General features: G+C 76.0%; 22 protein-coding genes. 12 read left to right on the top strand and 10 right to left on the bottom strand.

Features of this window, described 5'->3' with window-relative positions; all coding sequences use genetic code 11:
- The first annotated feature begins 4 nt into the window (after positions 1–4).
- The 5 genes from LQ51_RS05195 to LQ51_RS05180 all read left to right on the top strand — a co-directional run bounded on the left by LQ51_RS05195 (position 5) and on the right by LQ51_RS05180 (position 4,038).
- Positions 5–1,006, top strand: a complete 1,002-nt coding sequence (locus LQ51_RS05195; protein WP_046563509.1) for a hypothetical protein — start codon at positions 5–7, stop codon at positions 1,004–1,006.
- Positions 1,003–1,656 carry a hypothetical protein gene (locus LQ51_RS05190; RefSeq protein WP_046563508.1) on the top strand — a complete coding sequence of 218 codons (654 nt, stop codon included), beginning with the start codon at positions 1,003–1,005 and terminating at the stop codon, positions 1,654–1,656. The genes LQ51_RS05195 and LQ51_RS05190 overlap by 4 nt, the downstream gene beginning before the upstream one ends.
- A gap of 16 nt (positions 1,657–1,672) precedes the next feature.
- On the top strand, positions 1,673–2,575 hold the full coding sequence (locus tag LQ51_RS05185) for an inositol monophosphatase family protein (RefSeq protein ID WP_046563507.1): 903 nt from the start codon (positions 1,673–1,675) through the stop codon (positions 2,573–2,575).
- Between the two features lie 64 nt (positions 2,576–2,639).
- Positions 2,640–3,674, top strand: coding sequence for an alpha/beta hydrolase (locus LQ51_RS34465; protein ID WP_082159277.1), 1,035 nt, complete (start codon positions 2,640–2,642; stop codon positions 3,672–3,674).
- On the top strand, positions 3,556–4,038 hold the full coding sequence (locus tag LQ51_RS05180; RefSeq protein ID WP_369799822.1) for a YfbM family protein: 483 nt from the start codon (positions 3,556–3,558) through the stop codon (positions 4,036–4,038). The genes LQ51_RS34465 and LQ51_RS05180 overlap by 119 nt, the downstream gene beginning before the upstream one ends.
- A gap of 123 nt (positions 4,039–4,161) precedes the next feature.
- Here LQ51_RS05180 and LQ51_RS05175 read toward each other — a convergent pair whose 3' ends face one another.
- Entirely contained in the window at positions 4,162–5,070 is a 909-nt protein-coding gene (locus LQ51_RS05175; protein WP_046563505.1) for a GNAT family N-acetyltransferase, read from the bottom strand.
- Positions 5,071–5,199: 129 nt separating this feature from the next.
- A complete protein-coding gene (locus LQ51_RS05170) occupies positions 5,200–6,525 on the bottom strand; it encodes a glycoside hydrolase family 18 protein (protein WP_046563504.1) in 1,326 nt (441 codons plus the stop codon).
- 206 nt (positions 6,526–6,731) lie between these two features.
- Here LQ51_RS05170 and LQ51_RS05165 point away from each other — a divergent pair, with 206 nt between their 5' ends.
- A complete protein-coding gene (locus LQ51_RS05165; RefSeq protein ID WP_046563503.1) occupies positions 6,732–7,697 on the top strand; it encodes an NAD-dependent epimerase/dehydratase family protein in 966 nt (321 codons plus the stop codon).
- A 111-nt stretch (positions 7,698–7,808) separates the two neighbouring features.
- Here the strand turns inward: LQ51_RS05165 and LQ51_RS05160 are convergent, their stop codons facing one another.
- Complete coding sequence (locus LQ51_RS05160) at positions 7,809–8,585, bottom strand: alpha/beta fold hydrolase (protein ID WP_046563502.1); 777 nt, start codon at positions 8,583–8,585, stop codon at positions 7,809–7,811.
- A gap of 162 nt (positions 8,586–8,747) precedes the next feature.
- Here LQ51_RS05160 and LQ51_RS05155 point away from each other — a divergent pair, with 162 nt between their 5' ends.
- A complete protein-coding gene (locus LQ51_RS05155; protein ID WP_082159276.1) occupies positions 8,748–9,467 on the top strand; it encodes a phosphotransferase in 720 nt (239 codons plus the stop codon).
- Between the two features lie 91 nt (positions 9,468–9,558).
- Here the strand turns inward: LQ51_RS05155 and LQ51_RS05150 are convergent, their stop codons facing one another.
- The 3 genes from LQ51_RS05150 to LQ51_RS05140 are packed head-to-tail and all read right to left on the bottom strand — an operon-like array spanning position 9,559 to position 11,536.
- Complete coding sequence (locus tag LQ51_RS05150) at positions 9,559–10,182, bottom strand: methyltransferase domain-containing protein (RefSeq protein ID WP_046563501.1); 624 nt, start codon at positions 10,180–10,182, stop codon at positions 9,559–9,561.
- Positions 10,179–10,865: a TIGR04282 family arsenosugar biosynthesis glycosyltransferase gene (locus LQ51_RS05145; protein ID WP_046563500.1), complete on the bottom strand. Its 687-nt coding sequence runs from the start codon at positions 10,863–10,865 to the stop codon at positions 10,179–10,181. The genes LQ51_RS05150 and LQ51_RS05145 overlap by 4 nt, the downstream gene beginning before the upstream one ends.
- On the bottom strand, positions 10,862–11,536 hold the full coding sequence (locus LQ51_RS05140) for a glycosyltransferase family 2 protein (protein ID WP_046563499.1): 675 nt from the start codon (positions 11,534–11,536) through the stop codon (positions 10,862–10,864). Before LQ51_RS05140 ends, LQ51_RS05145 begins: the two co-directional genes overlap by 4 nt.
- A gap of 145 nt (positions 11,537–11,681) precedes the next feature.
- Here LQ51_RS05140 and LQ51_RS05135 point away from each other — a divergent pair, with 145 nt between their 5' ends.
- Positions 11,682–13,115, top strand: coding sequence for a hypothetical protein (locus LQ51_RS05135; protein WP_046563498.1), 1,434 nt, complete (start codon positions 11,682–11,684; stop codon positions 13,113–13,115).
- A 60-nt stretch (positions 13,116–13,175) separates the two neighbouring features.
- Here LQ51_RS05135 and LQ51_RS05130 read toward each other — a convergent pair whose 3' ends face one another.
- From LQ51_RS05130 to LQ51_RS05120, 3 genes are all read right to left on the bottom strand, one after another.
- Complete coding sequence (locus tag LQ51_RS05130; protein WP_046563497.1) at positions 13,176–14,237, bottom strand: NAD-dependent epimerase/dehydratase family protein; 1,062 nt, start codon at positions 14,235–14,237, stop codon at positions 13,176–13,178.
- Positions 14,238–14,390: 153 nt separating this feature from the next.
- Positions 14,391–15,473, bottom strand: a complete 1,083-nt coding sequence (locus LQ51_RS05125) for a questin oxidase family protein (RefSeq protein ID WP_046563549.1) — start codon at positions 15,471–15,473, stop codon at positions 14,391–14,393.
- A gap of 10 nt (positions 15,474–15,483) precedes the next feature.
- Positions 15,484–16,065, bottom strand: a complete 582-nt coding sequence (locus LQ51_RS05120) for a dihydrofolate reductase family protein (RefSeq protein ID WP_046563496.1) — start codon at positions 16,063–16,065, stop codon at positions 15,484–15,486.
- A 98-nt stretch (positions 16,066–16,163) separates the two neighbouring features.
- On the opposite strand from LQ51_RS05120, the gene LQ51_RS05115 reads away from it, so the two are divergent.
- From LQ51_RS05115 to LQ51_RS05105, 3 genes are all read left to right on the top strand, one after another.
- Positions 16,164–17,189, top strand: a complete 1,026-nt coding sequence (locus tag LQ51_RS05115) for a DUF5937 family protein (RefSeq protein ID WP_046563495.1) — start codon at positions 16,164–16,166, stop codon at positions 17,187–17,189.
- Positions 17,190–17,377: 188 nt separating this feature from the next.
- Entirely contained in the window at positions 17,378–18,697 is a 1,320-nt protein-coding gene (locus LQ51_RS05110; RefSeq protein WP_082159273.1) for a molybdopterin-dependent oxidoreductase, read from the top strand.
- On the top strand, positions 18,690–19,139 hold the full coding sequence (locus LQ51_RS05105; protein WP_046563494.1) for a hypothetical protein: 450 nt from the start codon (positions 18,690–18,692) through the stop codon (positions 19,137–19,139). Before LQ51_RS05110 ends, LQ51_RS05105 begins: the two co-directional genes overlap by 8 nt.
- A gap of 91 nt (positions 19,140–19,230) precedes the next feature.
- Here LQ51_RS05105 and LQ51_RS05100 read toward each other — a convergent pair whose 3' ends face one another.
- Positions 19,231–20,457 carry an ArsB/NhaD family transporter gene (locus LQ51_RS05100; protein ID WP_046563493.1) on the bottom strand — a complete coding sequence of 409 codons (1,227 nt, stop codon included), beginning with the start codon at positions 20,455–20,457 and terminating at the stop codon, positions 19,231–19,233.
- 96 nt (positions 20,458–20,553) lie between these two features.
- On the opposite strand from LQ51_RS05100, the gene LQ51_RS05095 reads away from it, so the two are divergent.
- Positions 20,554–22,158 (top strand): TIR domain-containing protein (locus tag LQ51_RS05095; protein ID WP_046563492.1); only part of this gene is annotated, 1,605 nt, incomplete at its 3' end.

The raw sequence follows: 22,158 nt of genomic DNA, 5'->3' as shown, positions 1-22,158 counted from the left end.
TGTCATGGCGCGCCTGTTCACCTGGGTCGTCAACAATCTCGACGCGTTCATCGGTCTGCTCCTCGCCCTGACCGTCGCGGTCCTCGGGCTGACCAGCACGGTCAGCCAGGAGGTGGTGAACAGCGCGATCCTGCTGATCCTCGCGCTGCTCGCCCAGGCCCTGCTGCGCGACCGGCTGCGCCGGGAGACCGCCGAGCACCAGCTCCGCCAGGTGGTCCGGGACACCCGGGACCGGCTCACCGACCTGGTGCCCCAGATGCGGGAGATCACCGGGCCGGAGGGGGCGCTGAACCGGGCCCGGGAGGCGATCGACAGCGTCTCCATGGTCCGGGTGCTGCACGGCAGCGAGGTCGGTCAGGCGCTGGCCGAGGCGCGCCGGCACACCGACCGCTGGACGTTCAAGGGCGGCACCGGCACCTTCACCCGCGCGGTCACCCTCCCCGAGTGTCTGGAGCACGCCCGCCGGCGCAACGCCACCCTGCACGTCGCCATCGAGATCATCGACCCGACCGACGAGGAGGTCTGCGAGCGGTACGCGCGGTTCCGGCGCAGCCTCGCCCCGGACGCGCCGGGGGAGCGGTGGACCGTCGACCGCACCCGCAAGGAGTCGTACGCCACCGTGCTGGCCGCCTGCTGGCACCTGCAACGCTCCGGGCTGCTCACCATCGACGTGCGGCTCTCCGCGCAGATGACCACCTTCCGCTACGACCTCTCGTCGAGCTGCGTCATCATCACCCAGGAGAACCCGCAGACCCCGGCGCTGCGGATCGACCGCAAGGAGCTCTACTACAACCGGTTCAACATCGAGCTCCAGTACAGCCGCGAGCAGAGCAGACGGGTGCCGATCGAGGCCGCCGCGGCGGTCAAACTCGACGACGAGCCCTCGGTGGAGCAGGTCCGCCGCCTGTTCACCGCGCTCGGGCTGCCGCTGCCCCGGTCCTTCGGCGACCGCGAGGTCGCCGACATCGTGGGCCGGGCCATCCAGGCGAGGAACCCCTACACATGATGAGTTACGCCGACCTCGAACGGGAGATCGACCGGGGCACCCGGCCGGAGTTGCTGCGCGGCTGGGTGCTGGACGTCCTCGACGATGTCGGGGCGGGGCGGCGGCCGCTGCGGGCCGTACGCCACCCGCTCGGCTTCACCTGCCTGCCGGTGGACCGCTCCGGCCCGGACGGCATCTGCGTGCACGCCTGGCCGGCCGACCCGTCGCCGGTGCGGCCGACCACCTCCACCATGCACTCGCACAGCTGGGACCTGCTCAGCCACGTGCTGCACGGCCGGGTCCGCAACGAGCTGATCGAGGTGACCGACGCCCGCGCCGACCCGGCGTGGCGGGTCTACGAGGTGCGCAGCCACGGCGACGTCGACGAGATGGCGGCCACCGACCGGCTGGTCACCGCGGTGACCGCCGCCGTGGAGAGCCACTCGGCCGGCGACTCGTACGCGCTGCGCGCGGGCGGGTTCCACACCTCCGAGGTGGAGCCGGGACAGCCGGCGGTGACCGTGGCGCTGGGCCGGACCACCCCCGGCGTCCGCGACCTGAGCCTCGGCGCGGTGGACGGGCACAGCCACCGGGTCCGCCGGGACCGCTGCGACCCGGCGGAGACGGCCCGGCTGGCCCGGGCGATATCCCGACTGTTGGCACGGGGCTGACCAGCTTGGAGGAGCCATGGACGTGGAGCCGGGCAGAGGCGGACCCGACCTGCGCGACGCGCACCGGTTCGCGGTGGCGGCGGCCCGGGACGCCGGGCGGCTGCTCCGCCGGGGCACCCGGGGCGAGCTGCACGCCCGGGCCAAGAACGACTCCGGTGACCTGGTCACCGACCTGGACCTGGCCGCCGAACGGCTGATCGTGGAGCGGATCCGGGCCCGCTGGCCCGGGCACGGGGTGATCGCCGAGGAGGGCGGCCAGTACGCCGCCGACGAGTCCTGGGCCTGGCTGGTGGACCCGCTCGACGGCACCAACAACGTGGCGATCGGGCTGCCCGCGTACGTGGTGGGCATCGCGCTGTGCGAGCAGGGCTCGCCGGTGCTCGGCGTGGTGCACGACCCGGTCGCCGGCCGCACCTGGTCCGCCGTGCGCGGCCAGGGCGCCTTCGTGCACACCGCGGGCGGCGCCGGTCGGCCGCTGCACGCGCCGCGCCGGCCGGTGCCGGCCGCGCCGGTGCTGGCCTGGACCCAGGGCCACGAGGTACGCCGCGACGACAGCACCGCCCGCGCCCTGAAGGTGGTGCTCGACTCCACCGCGCGGCGGGTGCTGCAACTGTGGGCGCCGCTGCTGTCCTGGGTGATGCTGGCCCGCGGCGACATCGACGGCATCGTCGGCTACCGGCCCGAGGCGGTCGACCTGCCGGCCGGCCTGCTGCTCGCCGCCGAGGCGGGCATGGCGGTCCGGGCCCTAGACGGTGGCTGCTTCGACGACCGGTACGGCTGCCCGGCCGACCGGCGCAGCTTCGTGGCCGGCCCGCCGGAGACCATCGACCGGCTGGTCAAGCTGGTCACCGCGGCCCAGTGGATCGAGCCGGAGGTACGCCGGCTCACCCCGATCAGCCTCACCTCGGTCGGCTGGTGAGCCGCGCCGGCAGGTGGCCACCGGTCCGGCACCGCGACAGCCGGACCTGGCAACGTCGTCCGTCATGACCGCCTGCCGCGAGTCCGCGACGCGCTATGCGGCCGCCGACGGCAGGGAACTGCCCCTGCTGCTCTTCGCGCCGGGCGACGGGGCGCGGCCCCGCGCCGGGATCGTCCTGTTCCACGGCGGTGCGTTGCGCGGCGGATCGGCCGACGGGCTGGCCCCGCACTGCCGGAAACTCGCCTCGCGCGGGATCTTCGCGGTCTCCGCCGGTTACCGGCTGCTCGATCAGGGCGCGGCCAGCATCGACGACTGCGTCGCCGACGTCCGACGCGCGGTCGCACAGGTCCGGCAGTTGGCCGCGCTCCAGGGCCTGACGGCACGGCAGCTGGCCTCGGGCGGCAGTTCGGCCGGGGCACATCTCGCCCTGGTCGCCGCGATGACCGCCCCGCACGGGCCCGCCCCGGCACCGGAGGCCGCCGTCGCAGCCGTGGTGGCCCTCAATCCGGCGGGGCTGGACCTGCGCGCCTTGGATCCGGCGGCGCGGCGGCACCTCGCAGGCCAGGTCGGGGTCGCCGTGGACAGGCTGGCCGACTACTCGCTGATCCGGTACGTGCGGCCGGGAAATCCGCCCATGCTGATTCACCACGGCACCCGCGACGCGATCGAGCCGATCGACCGGGTGCGGCGGTTCCGGGACGCGCTGGTGCGTGCCGGCAACGAGTGCCGGCTACGCGAGTACCACCAGGCCGGGCACGGATTCCACTACCCCGGCAACGGCCCTACTTCGCCGACGTCACCGACAGCACCGCGCGGTTCCTCCTCGACCGGATCGGCGGGCCGTGACCGGCGGCGGTGGCCCGCGCTTGCCCGGCATCCGAGGACGGATCGGGCCTGCGGTACGGTGCCGCCGGACGAGACCGCCGGACGGCGGGGCCGCACGCCGGCGACGGGAGAGGGGCCGCTTCGTGGGCATGGAGTTGATCGGGCGCCGGTTGTCGGCCGAGGAGTGGGCCGACGTGCGCGCCGACGAGTCCGTTGTCGACCTGCTGCTCTACGGGGATCTGGACGACGACGAGGCCGAGATGCCGGAGCTTGACCTGGGCAAGTCCTGGCACGGCATCCACTACCTGCTCACCGGGACGACGTGGCAGGTCGGCGAGGGCGCCGGGGCGGCGATCCTCGGCGGCGTCGAGATCGGCGAGGACGGTGGCTACGGCAGGCCCCGGCTGCTCGATCCGGACGGCGTCCGGGCGGTCGCCACCGGGCTGGACACGCTCGACATGGCGACCCTGCGGGCCCGCTGCGATCCGGACGCCATGACGGCCGCCGAGATCTACCCGCAGGCGTGGACCAACGCCGCCGACGACTTCGACTTCCTCATGCCGCACCTCGCCGACCTGCGGCGGTTCTACCACTCGGCCGCGACGAGCGGTCAGGCCGTGTTGCTGGCGATCACCTGACGGGCGCGCACCTCCGCCCGGCCGGCGCGGACCGGCTGTGTGCCGCGCGCCGCTCCGGTCGGGGGTCGGCGAGCCGGCGGTCCGGAGGCGCGGCCGGCTGGTCGAGGTCGGCGCCGGCCGGCGTCAGGGGACGATGACCAGGTTGGCCATGTCGACCACCGGCCGGTAGCCGAGGTTGGCGTAGATCTTGTTCGAGGTCGGGTTGGCCTGGTCGGTGTAGAGGCACACCCGCTCGCCGCCGGCCTGGAGCCGCCGGGAGACCTCGGCGACGGCGTTGCTGGCCCAGCCGCGCCCGCGCTGCTCCGGCGGCGTGTACACCGGGCCGACGCGGGCGACCCCGAACGCCGGCGGGTTGGCGGCGGTCAGGTGCACCGGTCGCCCCGTCCCGTCGGTCCAGAACCAGACCCGGCCGGTCCCGATTCGGCGCAGCAGGTCCGTACGCTCGGGGGCCTCGTGCGCGGTGGCGCCCCGGGGCCGGCCGGCCTGCTCGTCGGCGTCGCCCATGAACGCGTCGTACCACCGCGCGACCAGGTCCACGTCGTCCTCCGTGGCGACAATCAGCGCGCCGGGCACCGGGTCCGGCCGCACCAGGTCGCCCAGCTCGTGCAGCCGGGTGTGCTGGCTGACCTCGACCCGGCCGCCGGCGAGCCGGGCCAGTTCGGCGGCGCAGCGCTCGACGGCGGGCAGGGCCCCGTTCACGGCGCGCACCTCCTCGCCGCGCTCGTGCAGCGCCCGGGCCAGCGCCACGGCCGCCTCGTCGGGCATCGGCAGCAGGAACGGCGGGTAGGGCGGGTACGGCGCGCTGCGCATCCCGGCGCCGACCACCGCGCCGGCGCCGTCGCGGACCACCAGCCACCAGTTCCGGGCGGGCTGCGCGATCCCGTCGGCCCGCGCCGCCCGGGTCCGCTCGGCCAGGGTGGCCACCACCGTGCTGACCACGGGATCGGCGGAGAGGTGGTCACCGGCCGCGGCGAGGAACACGCCCGGGTCGGTGTGGAACTCCAGGCGGGGTACGTCGGTGCGGGCGGCCATGCCGGCACGCTATCCCGGTACGGGCCGGCACCCGTACCGGATTTCCGGGTCCCGGGCGCACCGCCGACCGGTGGCGGTCGGCGGTGGCCGGGGTCCGGCCGGCGGTGGCCGGGGTTCGGCCGGCGGCCGCTACGGGGTGCCGAGCCCGAGGCCGATCGTCCTGGTCAACGTGGCGTGGTCGTCGTCGCCGTCGAGCGACCAGACCATCGCCCCGGCCAGGCCGGCCCGCCGGATGTAGCGCGTCTTCTGCAGCACCACCGCCGGGTCGTCGTACGTCCAGAAGGTCGTGCCGTCGAACAGCCAGGCGTGCCCGGCGCGCAGGTCGCGGTGGACGGTGAAGCCCTTGCCGGGCAGGGTCTTGAGCTGCTTGTAGTCCTCGGAGCCGGGCTCGAAGGTGGCCGGGGCGGGACCGGTCGCCGGCTGGAACAGCCCGTCCCCGCCGCCGGTCACGCCGGTCCAGCCGCGACCGTAGTAGGGGATGCCGAGGACCAGTTTGCCGCGCGGGGCGCCGCGGGCCAGCCAGGCGTCGATCGCCACCTCGGCGGAGAAGTCGGGGGAGCCGGGTGCGCCGGCCGGCACGCGCAGCGCCGACTGCTGGTTGGTCACCGGCTCCCAGGTGCCGTGGAAGTCGTACCCCTGCACGGTGGCGAAGTCCAGGTACCGGAAGATCTTGCGGCCCTCGTAGCCGGCGTCCATGGTGGCCGGGTTGGCCGGCAGGAACGCGGTGAGCGAATGGTGCCGGCCGGTCTGCCGGCCGTACGCGTCGAGCTGCCGGCGGAACTCGGCGAGCAGCGCGGTGAAGTTCTGCCGGTCCTCGGGGCGGATCACGTTGCCCGGTTCCCCCGGCCAGTTGGGCCACTCCCAGTCCAGGTCGAAGCCGTCGAAGACGCCGGCGGCGGCCCCCGGACCGCCGCTGCCGCCGTCCAGGACCGGCAGGTTGCCCTTGAGGTAGAGGTCGATGCAGGAGGCGACGAACGCGCGGCGCGACTGCGGGGTGCGGGCGGCGTCGGAGAAGTACGTCGACCAGCTCCAGCCGCCCAGCGAGATCAGCACCTGCAGGCCGGGGTGCCGGGCCTTGAGCTTGGCCAGCTGGCCGAAGTTGCCGTTGAGGGGTTCGCCCCAGGCGTCGGCGACGCCGTCCACGCTCTCCTCGGCCGGCACCGGACGCTGGTAGTCGGCCCACGCGTCGCCCTCGCCCGGCCCGCCGTCCAGATAGCAGCGCCCGTCGGGGCTGACGTTGCCGAAGGCGTAGTTGACGTGGGTGAGCCGGCTGGCCGCCCCGGAGGTGTCGAGCTTCTTGACCGGGAAGGCCCGGCCGTAGATGCCCCACTGGGTGAAGTAGCCGACCCGGTGGTAGCCGGTGCGGCCGTGCGCGCCGGCGGTGCTCGGTGGTGCGGCGGTGACCAGCAGGGTGGCCAGGGCGGCGAGGGCGGTCAGGCGGCGGAACGGTCGCATCGGCACTCCCACATCGGACGGGCGGGATTAGTTAAGAGACCTTTCTGATCGATGAAGCTAGGCGGGTCACCGGCCACGGTCAAGGGCGGGTCACCGGCCCCGGTCAAGGGCGGCCACCGGCCACGGTCGAGGGCGGGTCGACCGTCACGGTCACGGGTCGGCACCCCGTTGCGGCGGCCCGGAGCGGGACAGGCCAGGATGGGGCCATGACGGAACCTCCGCGGGACAACGCCCTGCCGAGGCGGGTGGTGGTCACCGGCGCGGCGGGCAAGCTGGGCCGGGCGGTGGTCGCGCACCTGCGCCGCGTCGGCGTCGACGTGCTGGCGGTCGACCGGACCGCCGGGCGCGACCCGCGCGACGTGGCCGGCGAGTTCCTCCTCGTCGACCTCACCGACTACGGGCAGGTCGTGGAGGCGCTGACCGGCGGGGCCGACGAGCACGCCGGCCGGATCGACGCGGTGGTGCACCTCGCCGCGGTCCCGGCGCCCGGGCTGCTGCCCAACGCGACCACCTTCGCCAACAACTCCGCCGCCACCTACCACGTCTTCGCCGCCGCCCGGGCGGCCGGGATCAAGCGGGTGGTGTGGGCGTCCAGCGAGACCGTGCTCGGGCTGCCGTTCGACACCCCGCCGCCGTACGCGCCGGTCGACGAGGAGTATCCGCCCCGGCCGGAGTCGACCTACTCGCTGAACAAGGCGCTCGAGGAGGAGATGGCGCGGCACTTCAGCCGCTGGGACCCGGAGCTGGTCCTGGTCGGCCTGCGCTTCTCCAACGTGATGGACGTCGAGGACTACGCCCAGTTCCCGTCCTTCGACGCCGACCCACGCTCGCGTCGCTGGAACCTGTGGGGCTACATCGACGCCCGCGACGGCGCCCAGGCGGTCGAGCGGGCCCTGCGCTACGACCGCCCCGGCGCCGAGGTCTTCATCATCGCCAACGCCGACACCGTGATGAGCCGGTCCAGCGCCAGCCTGATGGCCGAGGTCTACCCCGGCGTCGAGATCCGCCGGGAACTCGGCGAGCACGAGACCCTGCTCAGCATCGACAAGGCCCGCCGGCTGCTCGGCTACCAGCCGCAGCACTCCTGGCGCGACCACGTCGACCCGGCCGGCCGCGGACGGGCACCCGGCGCCGACCCGGTCAGCGGCACCGGTGAACCGGCCGGCGCGTGACGCCGCGCCGCACGGTCCGGCGGAGCACCGGCGCACGCAACCGGGCGAGCAGACCGTCGGGGACGCCGCCGACGAAGGCGCGGGGGTCGACCGGAGGCGCCGGGCCGAGGCTCACCCGCCGAGGAAGTCCTCGAGGACGGTGACCAGCCGGACCGGGGTCTCGTACATCGCGTAGTGCCCGGCGTTGGCGAGCACCTCGAGCCGGGCGTTCGGGTAGTGGCGCAGCCAGGTCCCGCGCATCGTGTCGGCGCCCAGCGCCGGATCGTGCTCGCCGACGACGGCGAGCGCGGGGATCTCGTTGCCTTTCACCTCGTCGGTGAAGTCGGTGCGCGCCCACGCGGTGAGGTACGCCCCGAAGGCCGCCGGCGTGGAGTGGTCGAGGGAGAACCGGACCATCTCCTCCAGCCACCGGCCGGAGAGCCGGTTGCCGGTGGTCAGGTCGATGATCGCGCGCCGGTTGGCCGGGTTGGCCGCCGCGCCGTCGAACAGCGCCCAGCTCTGCAGGTCGAACGGCACCCCGCCGGCCGGCACCGGGCTGATCCCGACGAGGCGGTCCACCCGGTCGGGCGCGTCGGCGAGGACCCGCTGGGCGGCGCTGCCGCCCATCGAGTGCCCGACCACCGAGAAGGTGTCCCAGCCGAGGGTGTCGGCCAGCTCCAGCGCGTCGTGGGAGATCTCGGCGAGGGTGTGGTCGCCCGGGACGTCCCGGCGGGCGCCGTACCCGCGGTAGTCGAGGAACGCCCAGCTGAAGCGCTCCGGGTCGATCAGGTCCGGCAGGAAGCCCCAGCCGCGCGCCGAGCCGAACCAGCCGTGCAGCGCGAGCACCCGGTGCGGGCCGTGACCGACGCGGACCGGTCCCGCGCCGGTGTCGGTGCTGCTGACCGTCATGATGGCGACCCCTTCCGGTGGCGCGGCGCGGCGACGGGCGTCGGACCGGCCGGTGCGGCGATCGGGCGGTGTGCCAGCGACCGTAGTCGGCGCACGGGTGGTTGTCGATCGGCCCTACGGTGGGGCGGGTCGGGCCGCCGGCCCCGAACTGGAGGAGTCCCGATGGCGATCGAACCGGTCGAGCGCACCGACCGGCCGGGCGACGGCAGCAGCGCGATCCCCGCGGTGACGGGCCCGCCGCTGGCCTCCGGCCGGACCGCCGACGTGTACGCCCTGGACGGTGACCGGGTGCTGCGCCGGTACCGGTCCGGTGGCGACGTGCGCGCCGAGGCGGCGGTGCTGCGTCACCTGCACGCCGCCGGCTACCCGGTGCCCCGGGTGCACCACGCCGACGGTCCGGACCTGGTGCTCGACCGGGTGCCCGGCCCCACCCTGGTCGAGGCGTTCGTCGCGGGTGACGTGCCGCTCCGGTCGGTGGCGCGCCTGCTGGTGGACCTGCACGCGCGGCTGCACGCGTTGCCCGCCCCGCGCTCGGCCGATCCCGCCGTCCGGCTGCTCCACCTCGATCTGCATCCGCAGAACGTGCTCCTCACGCCGGCCGGGCCGGTCGTCATCGACTGGACGAACGCGACCGAAGGCCCGCCCGCGCTGGACCGGGCGATGACCGCGCTGATCCTGGCCGAGGTCGCGGTGGACCGGTCGCAGCCGCTGTGCGGGGTGGCCGGTGAGCTGCTGTCGGCGTACCTGGCCGACGCGGGCCCGCTGGGGTCCGTGCCGGCGGCGGCGCGGCGGCGGGCCGGGTTGGGCCCGCTCGACGCCGCCCGGCTGCCCGAGGCGGCCGCCCTGGTCGAGGCCACGGTCCGGGCGCGCCACGGTCGGTGACCCGCCGGGACCGCCCCGATCAGCGGTCGGTGACCGGCCGGGACCGCACCGGTCAGCTCGATGCGGGTCGGACCCTCCGGTGCCCGGTGGATCAGCCGGCCGCCAGCTCGGCGAACCAGCGGCGGCCGGCCGGATAGACCTCGCGGACCGTCAGGCCGGCCGCCGCGGCCACCTCGGGCACCGCCCGGGTGTCCAGCCGGGCCCAGCGGAAGCTCGGCCCGCGCCGCCGGCCGGACACCACCCGCGCCTGCCCCCGCCAGGCGCCGCTGCCCGGCGGGTCCAGCTCGACCAGGACGCTGCCGGCGGGCCGCAGCAGCGCCCGGCACCGGCGCAGCAGCGCCGCCGGATCACCGCCGATGCCGATGTTGCCGTCGAGCAGCACCGCGTGCCGCCACCGGCCCTCCGCCGGCAGCGGGTCGAACAGGTCGGCCTGGACGGCGACCGCGCCCCGCGCCCGGGTCAACGCGACCGCCCGGGCCGACACGTCCACCCCGACCGTGGTCACCCCCGCCCCGGTGAGCGCCTGGGTGAGCCGGCCCGGACCGCAGCCCAGGTCGAGGGTGGGGCCGGCGCAGCGGGCGACCACCGCGAGGATCGCCGCCTCGGCCGTGCCGTGCCACCGCTCCACCGGCAGCCGGCTGCGCGTCCCGTCGGCGTGTACCAGCCAGTGCGTGCCACGCGAGCGCAGGGCGGTGGCGAAGCCGTCCCCGGTCACCGGGCGTCCCCGAGCACCAGGGCGCGGTGCAGCGCGGCGACCTCCCCGGCGAACCGGCCACCGGGCACCAGGCCGGCCACGGCGAGGGCGTCGGTCCAGCCGTCGACGTCCCGCAGCACCGGCAGCGGCGCCACCCGCAGGCCCCGCCCGGCCAGCGCCGCCCCGGTCAGCCGTCCGGTGCCGGGAGTGGACATCGGCACGCCGCGCAGCGCCGCCGCGTGCCGCGGGTCGCGCAGGCCCAGCGCCCACCAGCCGCCGTCCGCGGCCCCGCCCAGCACCGCGTCGGTGCCGGCCACGGCCAGCCGGCGGACCGCCTCGGCCAGGTCCGACGGGGTCACCTGGGGGGTGTCCATGCCGATCTGGAGCACCGGCCGGCCCGGGTACGCGGCGGCCACGTCGGCGTGCGCGTGCGCGAGCCGGGAGGCAAGGTCCGGGCCCCGCTGCGGCAGGACCGGCCAGCCGGCGACCGCGGCGGCCAGCTGCTCGCCGTCCTCCGCCTCGGCGAGCCGGCCGGACAGCGCGAGCACCGGCGTGACCCCCGGGGTGGCGGCCACCGCGTCGACGGTGTCGCGCAGGGCCGCCGCCGCGATCCGGGCCGCCCGGGCGGGGGTGGCCGGCGGGCAGAGCCGGGTCTTGACCGCCCCGGCCACCGGGGCCTTCGCCACCACCAGCAGGACCGTCACCGCCGGCCGTCCACGGTGCGCAGCACGGTGACGAAGTCCCGGGTGGCGCGGAGCGTGCCGCGTACCGAGCCGGAGACCTTGGACCGGGTGCCGGCCGCGCGCGGGGCGTAGGCGACGTCGCGTTCGTGGATCCGCCAGCCGGCCGCCGCGGCGCGGATCATCAGCTCCAGCGGGTAGCCGAAGGCCCGGTCGGTGACCCCGAGTCCGAGCAGTGCCTCCCGGTGGGCCACCCGGATCGGGCTGAGGTCGCGCAGCGGCACCCCGCGCTGGCGCAGCAGCGCCGCGACCAGCGCGGTGCCGGCCCGGGCGTGCCACGGCCACACCCCGGCCCGGACCGGGCGCCGCCGGCCCACCGCCAGATCCGCCGTCCCGGCCAGCACAGGGGCGACCAGGGCGGGCAGCTCAGCGGGGTCGAACGAGCCGTCGGCGTCGAGGACGCAGACCAGCTCGGTCTCGGCGTGTTCCAGTCCGGTGTGCACCGCCGCGCCGTAGCCGCGCCGGGGCTCGCGGACCACCCGCGCGCCGTGCCGGGCCGCCACCTCGGGCGAGCCGTCCCGCGAACCGTTGTCCACCACGATCGCCCGGTAGCCGGGCGGCAGCGCCGTCAGCACGCCCGGCAGGGCGGCGGCCTCGTCCAGGCACGGCAGCACCACGTCGATCTCAGTCGGCATGCCGCCGACGCTAGGCCGCCGGACGCCCACGTACGCCGCGATCGTCCTTACCGAACCCTTACCGAACGGGCGATTCTTACCGTCCGGTGACGGGCCGGCCGTTCGGCGGACGGGACGGCCGCGGACGCCGTACCGTCCGGTCGTCATGAGACCCGCACCCACCCTGGCCCGCCGGCCGGCCGCGGACCGCACGCCGCGACGGCGCCCGGCCGACGTGCTCGTGCTCGCCGTCGAGGCGGCGCTGCTGGCCGCCGCGGTGCTGGTCGGGCTGGTGCTCAACCGGCGCGGCGTGGGGCTGCACGCGGACGCCGCCCCGCTCTACGCCGCCTGGCATCCGCACGTCGGCTGGGGCACGCCGCTCGCGCTGCTGGTCGCCGGGGTCGTGCTCGGGCCGGGCCTGCGCTGGGCCCGGACCGCGCGGTGGGGGCCGCTGCTGGCCGCCGGCTGGCTCGCGGCGGTGGCCTGGACGCTCGCCCTGGCCCTGGTGGACGGTTGGTCGGTGGGGCTCACCCGCCGGCTCACCCCGCAGGCCGAGTACCTGCACGAGGTGCCCGGCGTGGTCGACATCCCCCGGATGCTGGCCGGCTTCACCGCCCGGATCCTCGACTTCCAGCCCGACTCCTGGTCGACGCACACCGCCGGCCACCCGCCGGGCGCGCTGCTGGTCTTCGTCTGGCTGGACCGGGTCGGCCTCGGCGGCGGCACCGCGGCGGCGCTGTGCTGCGTGCTGGTCGGGGCGACCGCCGCGGTCTCGGTCCCGGTCACCCTGCGCGCGCTGGGCGCCGCCGATGCGGCCCGGGCGGTGCTGCCCTTCCTGGTGCTGCTGCCGGGCGCGGTCTGGATCGGCGCCTCCGGTGACGCCGTCTTCACCGGTGTCGTCGCCGCCGGGCTCGCCCTGCTGGCGGTCCGGGGGCCGGTCGCCGCGCTGGCCGGTGGGCTGCTGCTCGGCTTCGCGCTGTACCTGTCGTACGGCTTCGTGCTGGTCGGCGTGCTGGCGGCGGTCGTGCTCGCGCTGCGCCGGGACCGCCGGGCGGCCGCGCTGGTGGCCGCCGCGGCCGGGGTCGCCGCCGTGACCGCCGTGTTCCTGCTGGCCGGTTTCCGCTGGTGGGAGGGGTACGACCGGGTCGTCGAGCGCTACTACCAGGGTTGGGCGGCCGACCGCCCCTACGGGTACTGGGTCTGGGCGAACCTGGCCGCGCTGCTGCTCTCCGCCGGTCCGGTGCTCGGTCCGGCGCTGCGCCGTACCGCCCTGGCGGCCCGCGCGGCGTGGCGGTCACCCGCCGCCCCCACCCCGCCCCCTGGTCCGGGGGACCGGCGCGTTCGGGCGGGTCGGGCGGTGGACCGGCGGGTACGGGCGCTGGGGCCCACCGTGCTGCTGCCGGCCGGCGCGGCGCTGGCCGTGCTCGCGGCCGACCTGTCCGGCATGAGCAAGGCCGAGGTGGAACGGATCTGGCTGCCCTTCGTGGTGTGGCTGCTGGTCGCCGCCGCCCACCTGCCGGCCCCCGCCCGCCGCTGGTGGCTCGCCGGCCAGGCGCTCACCGCCCTGGCCGTCAACCACCTCCTGCTCACCGTCTCCTGACCGCCCCGACGCCGCCGGCCGCGCCGCGTCGCGTGGCCCGCGTCGCGGCCGGGGGAAGGGCTAGGCGGGCAGGGCTGCGGGCTCGCGCAGCGGGTCGGTGGCGAAGGCGGTCACCCCGTCCGCGAAGCGCACCTCGGCGGTGAAGCCGAGCAGTTCCCGGGCCCGCCGCGGATCGGCCACCACGTGCCGCACGTCGGCCGCCCGCGCGCCGCCGACCACCTCGGGTTCCGGGCCGTCCATCGCCCGGGCCAGCGTCACCGCCAGGTCGCCGACCGTGCGCGGCTCGCCGGAGCAGATGTTCACCGCCACCAGGCCGTCCGGCGTGGGCGCGCTGAGCGCCCGCAGGTTGGCCCGGGCCACGTCGGTCACGTGCACGAAGTCGCGGCGCTGCCGGCCGTCCTCGTAGACCAGGGGCGCCCGCCCGCCGGCCAGCGCCGAGCGGAACAGCGAGGCCACCCCGGCGTACGGGGTGTCGCGGGGCATCCGCGGCCCGTAGACGTTGTGGTAGCGCAGCGCCCACACCCCGCCCCCGGTCTGCCGGGCCCACGCGGCGGCGTAGTGCTCCTGGGCGAGCTTGCTGGCCGCGTACGTGCTGCGCGGCTCCAGCGGGGCGTCCTCGGGAACCAGGGCCGGGGCGAGGGTGCCGCCGCACGTCGGGCAGGTCGGGTCGTACCGGCCGGCGGCCAGGTCGGCGGGGCGGCGCGGCGCGGGCCGGACCACCCCGTGCCGCCGGCAGGTGTAGCGCCCTTCGCCGTAGACCACCATCGAGCTGGCCAGCACCAGCCGGGCCACCCCGGCCCGGTGCATCGCGGCGAGCAGCACCGCGGTGCCGTGATCGTTGTGGGCGGCGTAGTCCGGGGCGTCCGACGGGTCCAACCCGTGCCCCACCATCGCCGCCTGGTGGCAGACCGCGTCCACCCCGGACAACAGCCGGTCCAGCAGCCCGGCGTCGCGTACGTCGCCGAGCACCGGGTCGTGCCGCCGGGACCACTCGGGCAGGGTGCCGCCGTGCGCCTGGGGCAGCAGCGCGTCCAGGCACACCGGCTCGTGCCCCTCGGCGACGAGCAGGTCGGCGATCTGCGATCCGATGAAGCCGGCGGCGCCGGTGACCAGTACCCGCATGCGATCCACGCTAGGGCACCGGGCGACCCGGACCGGCCGGTTCGCGGTGGACGTCAGCGTTCCGTAAGAGCGCCAGGCCCACCAGCCCCGCTCCGGCAGCCGCATCCAACCCGGCCGGCGCTCCGGACCGTCGCCGAGGGCCCACCGCGCGCGTCAGGGGCGCTCGATCAACGCGCCCACGTGCAGCGTCGCGGCCAGCATCGCGGGATCGCCGGTACGGTCGTACGCCTCGACGGCCGTGTCGGCGAACTTCAGGACATGCTCGTCGCCGTGCTCGGCGGCCCGCTGGAGCGCGTCCTCGCGGGTCACCCCGGGGTAGCGCCCGGCGATCTCGGCGGCCGGCGCCGGCCGGGCCGGGGCGTACGTCGCGACCACCGCCGCCGCGGCGGCCCAGGCTGCCGCGAGGCTCGGCAGCCACAGCCCGACCGGCAGGACCGGCAGCACGTGGCGCACCGCGTTGGGCGCGGTGGCGGCGTGCACCAGCAGGACCGGCGAGCCGTGGCCGAGCCCGAGGTAGGCCTCGGTGGCGGCGTCGACGAGTCCCGCCAGCCGCGCCGGGACCTCCTCGGCGGACCCGGCGGGCGCCAGGGTCCGCAGGCTGCCGGCCCAGCCCGGGCTGCGTTCGAGCCGGTCCAGGCGATGCGCGATGAAGCCGCTCTGGTCCGCCAGCCGGGTGACGGCGGGGAGGGCCTGGCGCGGGCTCAGGGTGCCGGCCGGCGCGACGACCCCGGCGAGCGGGCGGTAGCGCGCGGCCCAGAACGCCAGCCCGTGGGCCAGCTCGTCGAGGGCCGGGCCGGCCGGCGCGCCGGCGGCGCCGCGCAGGGCGCGCACCGCGTGGCCGACCCGGATCACGCCGTGGGTGGAGCCGGCCACGATGCCCGGCAGCAGCCGTGGCCACCACTGGGCGAGCACCTCCTGCCACGCCCGCCCGGCCAGCTCGTGCCGGAAGTACGCGGCCCAGTCGGGCAGCCGTCGCGCCTGACCCAGGGCGGCCTGCCACTCGTCGGCGCGGATGGTCGCGCCCGTGGCGGGCAGCTCCGCCAGACGGCGTACGTAGCGGTCGAGCCAGCCCTCGACGTCGACGTCCAGCCCGCGCCGGAGCATCACCTCCACCGCCATCGGACCGTGGTTGGTCAGCCCGTGGTTGCCTTCCTCGTCGCCGCCGAACTCCGGCCCGTACGCGTGCAACCGCTCGTACGCCGCGGACAGGCTCTCCGTCACCGGTTCGTGGTTCATCCCGGTCACCTCAGCGGACCACGTCGTAGACGAGTTTGACGATGCCGTTGGCGTACGTCTCGGACTCGACGACCCTGAGCAGCTGCTTGTCCCTGTCGGTGTCGCTGAACATCCGCTTGCCGGCGCCGAGCAGCAGCGGGAAGACCAGCAGGTGGTAGCGGTCGATCAGGCCGGCGTCGGAGAGGTTGCGGGCGAGGGTGGCGCTGCCGTGCACGACGATCGGGCCGCCGTCGGTCTCCTTGAGCGCCGCGACGTCGTCGAGGGAGCGCAGGATGGTGATCTCACCCCAGTTGTGGACGAGGGCCGCCGGGTCGAGGGTGGTCGAGACGACGTACTTCGGCAGGTCCTTGAGGGCGGCGAAGTCCGCCAGGTCCGGCCACACCGGTGCGAACGCCTGGTAGCTGGTCCGGCCGAACATCAGCGCGGCGGCCTCGGTGGTCTCCCGGCCCTTCAGCTCATACGCCTCGGGCCGGAACTCGATGTCCCGGTAGGTCCACCCGCCGCTGCGGTGCGCCTCGGTCGGGCTGCCGCCGCCGGGCGAGTCGACGACGCCGTCCAGGGATACGAAGGCGGTGTAGATCAGGGTACGCATCTCTGCTGTCCTCCATGGTCCGGTTGGGTGTCCTCAGTCTCGGGTGGCCACGACGGCCCGGCCACGATTAGGCTGAGCCCTAATCGGAGGGCGTCCGCGTGATCCATCTGCACGTCACGGCGACGGACCTGGCCCGGGTGCGCTTCGCCGCCTCGCCGCTCACGGAGACCGTCGCGAGCCTGCGTACCCTCGCCGCGGGCCAGCGCGGGCCGCACCTGCACCGTCCGTGGCTCGACCGGTTCGCCGAGCGCGCGGGCCGGCTGCGCGGGCACGACCTCGACCTGCTGCGGGCGCTGGTGCGCCCAGCGGGCTATCTTCCCGACTTCCTGCTGCCGCCACCGGAGCGCCGGTCGTCGACCTTCGCCGAGGCGCTCGAGCAGGTCGCCGCCGCCGACCCGGAGGTCGTGGCGCGGGAGCTGGCGCACCTGGCGGGCCACCGGATCGCCCAGCAGGGCCCGGGCCGTGAGGGCCGGCGCGCCCTGCTGCAGGCGCTGGTGGACCGCCCGGACGCGGGCATCGGCCCGGTCACCGCGGCGATCGAGGCGTACCACCGGGTGGTGATCGCCCCGGACTGGCCGCGGCTGGACGCGTTGCTCAACGACGACATCGCCTACCGGCTCGACGCCCTGGCCGACGGCGGCGTCGACCGGATGCTGCGCGACCTGCACCCGTCGGTGACCTTCGCCAACGGGACGCTGCGCGTCGTCAAGTACTACGAGGGCCACGCCGACTGCGGCGGGCGTGGGCTGCTGCTCGTGCCGTGCGCCTTCGCCTGGCCGGATGTGCTGGTACGCACCGCCGGGCCGGCGGCACCGAGCGTCTCCTATTCCCCGCGCGGGCTCGGCCGGCTGTGGGCGGAGCGCCTCGATCGGCCCGGCTCGGCGCTGACCGGTGTCCTCGGCCAGACCCGGGCCGCCCTGCTGGCCCAGCTGGACCTGCCGATGTCGACCAGCCAGGCCGCCACCCAGATGGCGCTCTCCGCGCCGACGCTCAGCGTGCACCTGCAGGCGCTGCGCGCCGCCGCGCTGCTCACCTCGCGCCGGGTGGGCCGGCAGGTGCTCTACTCGCGGACCGACCTCGGTGATCGCCTGCTCGCCGAGGCGGGCCGGCCCGGGCACGGGTGAGCCGCCGGTGTGCGCCGAGCGCAGCCCCGCATGCCCGACCGCGGCCCCTGGACGGGGTTCGGGCCGCGGGTCGGGCGGCGGCACGACGGTAAGCGTTCGGTAATGCGGCAAACCGGGCCGGTGGCCGGCGGCGGCGTCTAGCGTCTGGCTGGAGCCGGGACCCGCCCGCCACCGACACAGGAGGAGACGTGCCCGCCAGCCCACCGCCGCCGGACGACGCGCCGGCCGCCGCCCCGGCCGCGCTGTGGCGCGCGCTGGCCCGGCACCGGCCGCCCGGGGTCGACGCCGCGGACCGAGCCTGGCGCAGCCCGGTCCGGGGACCGTGGCTGACCTCGATGCTCGGCGCGGTGCTGCTCGCCACCCTGCCCCTGGTGATCGTCACCGGCCTGCTCGACTGGATCGCCTACGCGCCCCGGCTCGACCAGGCCTTCCCCCGGGACGTGGGCTGGCTGCACCCGCCGGTCTTCGCCTGGCCCACCCGGCCCGCCTGGCTGTTCCGGGTCACCCAGGGACTGCACGTGACGCTCGGCATCGTGCTGGTGCCGGTGGTGCTGGGCAAACTCTGGTCGGTGGTGCCGAAGCTCTTCGACTGGCCGCCCGCCCGCTCGGCCGCGCAACTGCTGGAGCGGCTGTCGCTGCTGCTGCTGGTCGGCGGCATCCTCTTCCAGACGGCCACCGGCCTGCTCAACATCCAGTACGCGTACCTGTTCGGCTTCGACTTCTACACCGCGCACTGGTTCGGCGCCTGGATCTTCACGGCGGCCCTGGTGACGCACGTGGCGATCAAGCTGCCCCGGATGCTCACCGCGCTGCGCGGGCCGAACCACGGGCGTACCCCGCTGGACCGCACCGGGCCGGAGCCGGCGGACCCGGACGGCCTGGTGGCCAGGCGGCCCGGCCCGGCCACGATGAGCCGGCGCGGGGTGCTGGCCCTGGTCGGCGGCGGCTCGCTGCTGCTGGCCGCGCTGACCGTCGGGCAGAGCGTCGACGCGCTGCGCCGCACCGCGCTGCTGCTGCCCCGGGGCCGGCGGGCCGGCGCCGGCCCCACCGGCTTCCCGGTCAACCGCAGCGTCGCCGCGGCCGGCGTCACGCCGGCGCAGACCGGGCCGGACTGGCGGCTCACCCTGCGCGCCGGGGACCGCACCGCCACCCTGGACCGGGGCCGGCTGCTCGCGCTGGCGCAGCACACCGCCACCCTGCCGATCGCCTGCGTGGAGGGGTGGTCCACGTCGCAGACCTGGACCGGGGTCCGGTTGCGGGACCTCGCCGCGATGGTCGGCGCGACCGACCCGGGCTCGGCGCGGGTGCGCTCGCTGGAGCGGACCGGCCAGTTCCGCCAGGCGAGGCTGCAGGGCAACCAGGTCGGCGACCCGGACGCGCTGCTCGCCCTGCGGGTCAACGGCGTCGACCTCAGCCCGGACCACGGCTACCCGGCCCGGATCATCGTGCCCGCGCTGCCCGGGGTGCACTGCACCAAGTGGGTCGAGGAGATCGTCTTCGATGGCTGAGTTCCGGCGGGCGTACGGCGCGGCGCCCTGGCACCTGGCGCTGCTGGCCGGCTGCTTCGCGGTCACCGGCTGGATCGCGCTGCGGTTGGCCGGCGAGGCGTCGGCCGGCCGGATGCTGCTCTGGTTCGTCGGCGCGGCCGTCGCGCACGACCTGGTCCTCTTCCCGGCGTACGCCTCGGTCGACCGGGTGCTGCGGGCCGCCCTGGGCCGGCGGGGGACGCCGTCGTCGTTGAACCACGTCCGGGTCCCGGCGCTCGGCGCCGGCCTGCTGTTCCTGGTCTACCTGCCCGGGATCCTCGGGCTCGGCGACGGCACCTACCTGGCGGCGACTAGCCTGGCGCCTCGGGCGATGCTCGGCCGATGGCTGGCGGTCAGCGGGGCGCTCTTTGCCGCCAGCGCGCTGCTGTATGCCGTCCGCCGGTTGGCCGGGCCGTCACGCTGACGACGGCGGCCTGGGCCGAGGCCGGTGAGGCCGGGCGCACGAGGCCGGCCCGCCCGTCGCGACCCGGTCGCGGGGGCCGCCGACCAGGGAGTCAGGACGCGACCAGCAGGGTGGCCACGGTGGCCGTGGTGGCCAGGGCGGCGAGCGCGGCGCTGGTGGCGACGAACCGGCCCAGCGGCACCGCCACCCCCGCGGCCCGGCAACGCTCGTACCAGATCAGGGTGGCCAGCGACGCCCACGGGGTGGCCAGCGGGCCGACGTTGGTGCCGACCAGCAGGGCCAGCAGCTGGGTGTGGTGGTCGACGGCGATCACCGCCTCCCCGGCCAGATAGGCGGGCAGGTTGTTGACCACGTTGGCGGCGAGCGCGCCGACGGCGCCCGCGCGCAGCGCGCCCTCGGCGCCCGGGTCGCCGCCGATCAGCGTGCCCATCACGGTGTCCAGCCCGTACCGGCCGATGGTCTGCACCACCAGGAAGAGCCCGGTCACGAAGACCAGCAGCCGCCACGGCACCAGCGCGAACCGCAGGCTGCCCCGGGCGCGTACCGCGAACCCGCCGACCAGGATCGCGGCGGCCACCCCGGAGGCGACGCCGATCTCGACCCCGACCAGGATCCCGGCCACGAAGAGCAGGCAGGCGAGGATCGCGGTGCGGTACAGCACCCGGTCGGGCGGCACGTGCGGCGGTGGGGGCACGAAGGGGTCGGCGCCGGCCCGCGCCGGCCGCCAGTACCACCACCACAGCAGCACCATGGTGATCACGATGGCCACCAGTTGCGGCGCCCACATCCGGGCCGCCCACGGCACCGGCTCCAACGCGATCCGGTCGCTGGCCAGGATGTTGGTCAGATTGGACACCGGCAGCAGCAGGCTCGCCGTGTTCGCCAGCCAGACCGTGGTCATCGCCAGCGGCGTCGGTGGCACACCGAGCTTGCGGGCCAAGGCGATCATCACCGGGGTGAGCAGCACGGCGGTGGTGTCCAGGTTGAGCGCGATGGTGGTCACCGAGGCGAACCCGACGCAGAGCCAGAACAGCGCCCGGTAACTGCCCCGGGCGGTGATCGCCACCCGGGCGGCCAGGGCGTCGAAGACCCCGGCCACCGCGGTCAGCTCGGCCAGCACCACGACCGTGCCGAGGAAGACCAGGATGGGCCCGATCCGGCGGAGGGTGGCCTCGGCGTCGGCCCGGGGGAGCAGGCCGGTGAGGACAGCGGCCACGCCGAGGACCGCGAGCCCGATCGCGATCCAGTCCAGTACGTGCAGCCGACCCCAACGCGATCGGTCCGGCACGGCGGACGGCGGCTCGCCGACGGTCTTCACGACGCATGATCCTCGCACACCCACGCGCGCCCGGTCGGGCCCGACGCGGCTGCCGAGGGTGGCCACGGATTGACCGTCGGTGGTGATAATGACCACGTGGCTGTAGGCGCGCACCCCACCCGGTCCGACCGCCCCATCGACTTCTTCATCAGCTACTCGCCGGCTGACGAACGCTGGGCCACCTGGCTCGCCTGGGAGTTCGAGGCCGCCGGGTACCGCACGCTGTTGCAGGCGTGGGACTTCGTGGCCGGCACCAACTTCATCGACTTCATGGACCGCGGGGTCCGCGAGGCCGAGGTGGTGGTGGCGGTGCTCTCCGAACGCTACCTGCACTCCACCTACGGCAAGCTGGAGTGGCAGGCGGCGCTGCGCGCCGACCCGGACGGCACCGGCAACAAGCTGGTCACCGTCCGGGTGGAGGACTGCCCGATCGACGGGCTGCTGGCCACCATCACCTACGTCGACCTGGTCGGCGTCACCGACCCGGCACAGGCCCGGGGCCGGGTGCTCGACCGGATCCGGGAGGCGCTCGACGGCCGGGCCAAGCCGATGCGGCAGCCGGCGTTCCCGCACCACCCCGCCGATCCGGCCGGGGTGCTCGCCGCCCCGGCCGCCGGCCCGCCGGCACCCCGGCGGGCCCGGCGTACGCCGATCAACCCGCCGCCGTTCCCGCCCGCCGCGACCGCCGCGCCGGTGTCCCGGGGCACGCTGACCGTGCTCCAGGTGGCCGGGCCGCGCTTCGGCCGCGGCATGATCGCCCCCGGTGCCCCGGTCACCCCCGGCGAGCTCCAGGAACACCTGATGGGCGACCTCACCCTGCTGATGAACGACGGGGTGCCCCGCCCGGACCTGCTCGTGGTGGCCGGCAACCTGACCGAGTCGGGCAGCCCGCGGGAGTTCTCCGACGCGCTGACCTTCCTCACCGGCCTGCGGGTGCTGCTCGGGCTGGAGCCGCACCGGCTGGTCGTGGTGCCCGGCCCGCGCGACGTCACCCTGGCCGCCAGCCGGGCGTACTTCGCCACCTGCGAGGCCGACGACGTCGACCCGCAGCCGCCGTACTGGCCGAAGTGGCGGCACTACGCACGGCTCTTCGACGAGCTGTACCAGGGCATCGAGGACCGGATCTTCGACAGTGAGCAGCCCTGGACGCTGTTCCCCGTGCCGGACCTGCGGGTGGTGGTGGCCGGGCTGAACTCCACCATCGCCCTCACCCACCGCGAGGAGGACCGGTACGGCTTCCTCGGCGAGGCCCAGTCCACCTGGTTCGCCCAGCGGCTGCGCCACTACCAGCAGTCCGGCTGGCTGCGGCTGGGCGCCATGGCGCACGCGCCCGGCCCGCGCACCCCGTACGCCGACGAGGTGGCCATCCCGGACGGGGTGACCCTGCGCGACCGCAGCGGGTTCCACCGCCTGGTCGGGCCGATGCTCAACCTGCTGCTCTGCGACGCCGCGCCCGGCGCCCGGGTCGACTCGGCGGTGCCGCTGGCCACCACCTCCCGCGACGGCCGCGCCCAGCTGCTGCGGCTGGCGGCCGACGGGATGACCCGCTGGGTGCTCGGCCGCGACGACCGGCACGACGTCGGGGAGCCGGCCGCGCTGCGCTGGCCCGGGACGGAGGCCACCTTCGGGGCGGCCGGCCCGGCCCAGGTGCCCGATCCCCGGCTGCCCAGCGCCGAGGAGGGGCCGACCCAGGGCGCGCCG

It is taken from the genome of Micromonospora sp. HK10 (assembly GCF_000982955.1).
In the GTDB taxonomy this organism is placed as follows: Bacteria; Actinomycetota; Actinomycetes; order Mycobacteriales; family Micromonosporaceae; genus Micromonospora.
This window is presented reverse-complemented; position numbering and strand designations above follow the sequence as displayed.